Source organism: Mesobacillus subterraneus, from assembly GCF_023715485.1.
In the GTDB taxonomy this organism is placed as follows: domain Bacteria; phylum Bacillota; class Bacilli; order Bacillales; family Cytobacillaceae; genus Mesobacillus; species Mesobacillus subterraneus_B.
Window position 1 is genome coordinate 1 of sequence record NZ_JAMBOF010000060.1, and the last position, 256, is coordinate 256.

Below are 256 nucleotides of genomic sequence, written 5' to 3' on the forward strand. Positions count from 1 at the left end.
GAGTGCGTAATAGCTCACTGGTCGAGTGACTCTGCGCCGAAAATGTACCGGGGCTAAACGTATCACCGAAGCTGTGGATTGACATCTTAGATGTCAGTGGTAGGAGAGCGTTCTAAGGGCGTTGAAGCTAGACCGTAAGGACTGGTGGAGCGCTTAGAAGTGAGAATGCCGGTATGAGTAGCGAAAGATGGGTGAGAATCCCATCCACCGAATGCCTAAGGTTTCCTGAGGAAGGCTCGTCCTCTCAGGGTTAGTC

At 52.0% G+C, this 256-nt stretch carries 1 rRNA gene; it reads left to right on the plus strand.

The window, feature by feature from the left end:
- Positions 1 to 256 (plus strand): 23S ribosomal RNA (locus tag M3204_RS23565); the annotation flags it as partial.